The organism is Stieleria sp. (assembly GCF_041595215.1).
GTDB classification, from domain to species: domain Bacteria; phylum Planctomycetota; class Planctomycetia; order Pirellulales; family Pirellulaceae; genus Stieleria; species Stieleria magnilauensis.
On sequence record NZ_JBFHKV010000756.1, the window covers coordinates 1 to 4,414 of the forward strand.

The following is a 4,414-nucleotide window of genomic DNA, read 5'->3' on the forward strand; positions in this document are numbered from 1 at the left end:
GACGTGATGTCGATCGGCGCTCGACCGTCCAGCGATCCGACCAGTGACACCACATCGGAAGCGTCTCGGACCAGACCGCCGATCGTCGGATCTTGGGTGCGGGTGTCGGTGTCACTGCGTCCGGTGTCGTTGACCAAATCGATTTCGAAAATCGGTCCGTCATGATCGACGAACACGACGTTCAGGTTGACCGTTGCAGTGTTGCCGGCCGGATCGGCCGCCAGAACCTGCAACGCATTAGTGCCGGGCGTCAGCTCGACGCCTTCGATTTGGAACCGGTCAAACTCACCGGCCACGGTGAAGTTTGGTCGTCCGACCAGTTCCAGACGGGTGCCTCTTTCGGCCGTGCCGACGAGGGTGACCGACGAAGTCGTGGTATGGAACGGGCTGCCCAAATCGGCTCGTTGCTGCGCCGCGAGCAACCCGACGGTCGGTTTGATGAACGTGTCATCGAACGTAATGAATCGCGGCGCGGTAAAGAAACTGACATTGCCGGCTGCGTCGATCGCTTGGGCGACAAATCGATGCCGCCCGCGTTCGCTATCGGCCGACAATGTGACGATTCCGCCTGCATCGGCCCGGTCGACTTCGTCACCGTCGGCAAACAGAATGACCTGGGCGTCCGCGGCGTCGACGCTGGTGACAAACGTCAGCGTCGGGCTGTTGGTGATCCCGTCGCCGGGAGTCCCCGAATCGCTTGCCGCGTCGAGTCGAAGCGGCGCGGGCGTGTCGGGTCGGGTCGTATCAAGGGTGAAAACAAGTTCGGCGAGTTCGGAGACATGACCGACCTGATCTGCGGCGCGCATGCGGACGCTGACTGAACCGTCATCGAGCCGATCACCGGCGATCGTTTCGAGCACGCTGCGATCGAGTGTGAATGCGTTGTCGCGCAACGATCCCAGCGTATTGACGAACGCACCGGCGTTGACGCTGACTTGGAAACTGGTGATGCGGGTCGCGTCGTCGACCCTGCCCGTCACGGTCGGATCCTTTGTCAAACGATCGCTCGCCGAAACCCCGCTATCGTTGGCCAGTTGCAATTCGATTTCCGGAGCCGACAGGTCGGGCGCGTCGTAGGTCGTCGACGCGTCCACCTCGATCGGATTGCCCGCCAAGTCCTCGGCGACCACGCGGAATCGATTCAATCCGTCACGAAGTCGGACTCCGTCAAAGCGATAGCTGCCATCGGCGGCGGCGATGGTTTCGCCGATCGCCGTTTGCGAGTCCAAGCCTCGATACAGGAACACGGTTGCATCGGCTTCGGTCAACCCGCTGATCGATCCGGCGTCCGACCCCGCGCCCGGCAACGTGATCTCCGACGTCAACGAATCGGGCGCGGTGGTGTCGAGGACCACCGTCAATGGGTCACTCTGTGTGCTGACGTTTCCCGCGACATCGGTGATCGTCGCGGTGATCTGGTGCGTACCCTCGCTGAGTCCCGTGAGCGTGACCTCGCCGGGCCCGTCGGGCAACATGAATTGCGCATGCGGGTTCCCATCGACCAACACATCGACGGTCGATTGTTCGCTGACGTGCAGTCCAAAACTCAGCTTCGTCGTGCTGGTGATCGCGTCTTGATCCTCGCGTCCCAGATCAGAATCAGGCGACAGCGTCAGACGGGCGGGTGCGGCCGGCGCCGTCGTGTCCAGGACCAGACTGACCGATCGTCTGGCCGAGGCATTGTCGTACAGGTCAACGGCCTGCAGCGTGAACGTGACATCTCCATCGTCGAGCGGTTGGCCGATCGCGTTTTCAATGTCCGCCGATGACAACGTAAACGTCGCTCCGGTCAATGAAGCGGTCACGTCTGCCGGACCGTAGGAGGCGGTTGTAGAATTCGCCGCCGAAACCACGTTGACCGACAGGAACAAACCGGCGATGGCCGACGCATCGTTGATCGCACCGGACAGCGTCGGTTGCGAAGTGACGGCGTCGTTGAAATACAGCCCGGTGTCGTCCGACAGCGTGACGGCGATTTCGGGCGCGTCGGATTCCAATCGCGGCCGGAACAGGTTGATGCTGCGCTGGCGAGTGTTGCCGAGTGAATCGGCCGACGAAACGGTCAGCACGTTAGGTCCGAACCGCAATGGAACCGCCGAAAGCGAGAACGCACCGCCGGCATCCGCGGTCGTCTCGATCCCCGTTCCGGTCAACCGAACCACCGCTCCGGGTTCGGTCGTGCCGACCAGGGTGACCGAATCGAGATCCGTGGTTTGATCGCCGATCGCGCCGGTATCGCTGGCCGGGTCGAGATCCAGCGAATCGATCTGCGGCGCCGTCGTGTCGACGGTGAGGGTCAGCGTACCGGTGACCGGGCTGCGATTGCCGGTCGGATCTTCGGCGGTGGCGGAAAACGTAAAGGTTCCGTCGCCGAGACCTGTCAAGTTGAGCGGGAAATCGACGGGGCTTGCGGCCACACCGAGCGCGATTTCTTGATCGCCACGGTACAGACGAACGATGCTGCCGGTTTCCCCCTCGCTACGAATCATCACGTTGGGATCGCCGACCGTCACGCCCGACACTTCGCTGCCGTCGGCCTGCACCAGCACCGGCGTCGTCGGAACGGGAGGCGCCGTGTCGTCGATCGTCAATTCCACATCCTCCGGATCCGAAACGTTCCCGAATCGGTCGGTCGCGACGAGCGTGATGACATGATCACCTTCACCAAAGGCCTGGCCGGCGCGGGCGAAAAGATCCGCCAAGGGGAACCGGAACGACTTGTCGGCCGAAAGTTCATCGACCATTTCGACGTCCGTGGATCCGTTGATCGACATCAACAGAGAGCTGACGTCACTGACATCGTTGATGACCAGCGAGAACTCGGCGTTGCTTTGGTAGGATTCGACCAACGGCAGCGCGTTGTTCGGCAACGTGACGGCGGCGATGATCTGCGGCGCGACAAAATCGGTCGTCAGGGTCAGCCGATTGCGCCAAGCGACAAAATCATGCCGATCGATGATCCCTTCACCGGTCAAATCGCGGTGCCGGACATACCGACCCGAATCGGCATTGGAGTTCAGACTGTTGCGGATGTCGCGCCAATCTTCCACTTCGACTTCGTTGTTGCCGTTGACATCACTGAGCAACCGATGGAACGGCAGCGGCAAATAATCCCCGCCGAACTCGGGACCGGTCGCCAACGTCTGCAGTCGGTTCGCGGCGCTGGCGATCCCCGCCGTTCGAAGTGCAAGGTAATACTGTTTGTCTTGCTGAATCAGTCCGTCGACGTCCAAGTTCAGCTGGAATGTCCCCGAGTCGTAGGTGTAACGCGACGGATCCAGACGAATCTGATGACCGTCAATGTCGATGATAAAGATGTCCGCGGCGGGGTCGATGATCCAGGCGTCTTGATTGAACGTGACTGTCAGGGTGTGAATCAGCGAGCGTTGGACTTCGCCACGGTTGACGACAAAATCGACAACGGACATCGGTTCAACAATCACGGACTCGACATCCAAATCCAGCGATTCAGTTTTGACGACCGGATCGGCAGTTTGATCGGTCGCGGTGACCTGGACTTCTAACTTGGCTTGCCCCGACCATCCGGCGGCGGGGATCAAACTCAACGCGTCCAGTTCATCCGGTCGCAAGCGATAGTGACCGTCGGCGACACGTGTTCCACCGCTGAGGGTCGCCCCTTGAGGCAGCGACTGAATCGTGATCATCACTTCTTCGCTGCCATCGATATCCATCGCGGCCGCATCGATCGACAGCGGCAATTCGGTGTCCTGGGGTCCCGATGTCCTCTCGGTCGTCAGCAGCGGGTCATCGGTGATCGGCGCGACCGTCAGACTGACAAACGCCTCGCCGGAAACAAACCCGTCGAGATCCTTGACCGTGTAAGTGAACGAATCGTTTCCGGAGTAGTCCAAATCGGGTGCGTAGGTCACATGACCGCTGCCGGTCGTGACGAAGAGCTGTCCGTGCGAGGGGCCGGACATGATGGTCAGCGTCGACGGATCCAACAACGATTCATTGTCGACGTCGTTGGCCAACACGTCGAAGATCACCGGCACGTCTTCGTCGGTCGTCACCAAGTCGGTGTTCGCCACGGGGGCGCGCAACTGGCCGGTGACCAGGAACACGTTGTCGATCTTGACCTCGCTGTGAGTTTCGGCGAATCCCAACAGATCGAACGAAAGCACGGCCAGGGTCCCCGCCGGGATTGCGGTCAAATCAATTTGCACCAGCAAGCGATCCCCCGAAATGGTTCCACCCAGATCGGCGGACGGATCGACGGAATCGGCGTCGCCCACCGTTACCGACGAAGCTGCCGTGTACGTTCCGTCGGAGGCGATGTTGAGCAGTGCGTCGCTGTTACCGATGGCCAGTTGACCGGCCAGCGGCGCCAGGGAAGTCGCGTCCAACAAGGCGACTTCGAAAGCATCGGGCGTTCGCGCATCGGTCGCGGCAA

Annotated in this window: 1 protein-coding gene; it reads right to left on the bottom strand. The window is 61.1% G+C overall.

Annotation, left to right across the window (positions count from 1 at the left end; translation table 11 throughout):
• A partial coding sequence (locus ABX749_RS23700) for an Ig-like domain-containing protein (RefSeq protein WP_372898173.1) occupies window positions 1–4,414 on the bottom strand: 4,414 nt, incomplete at both ends.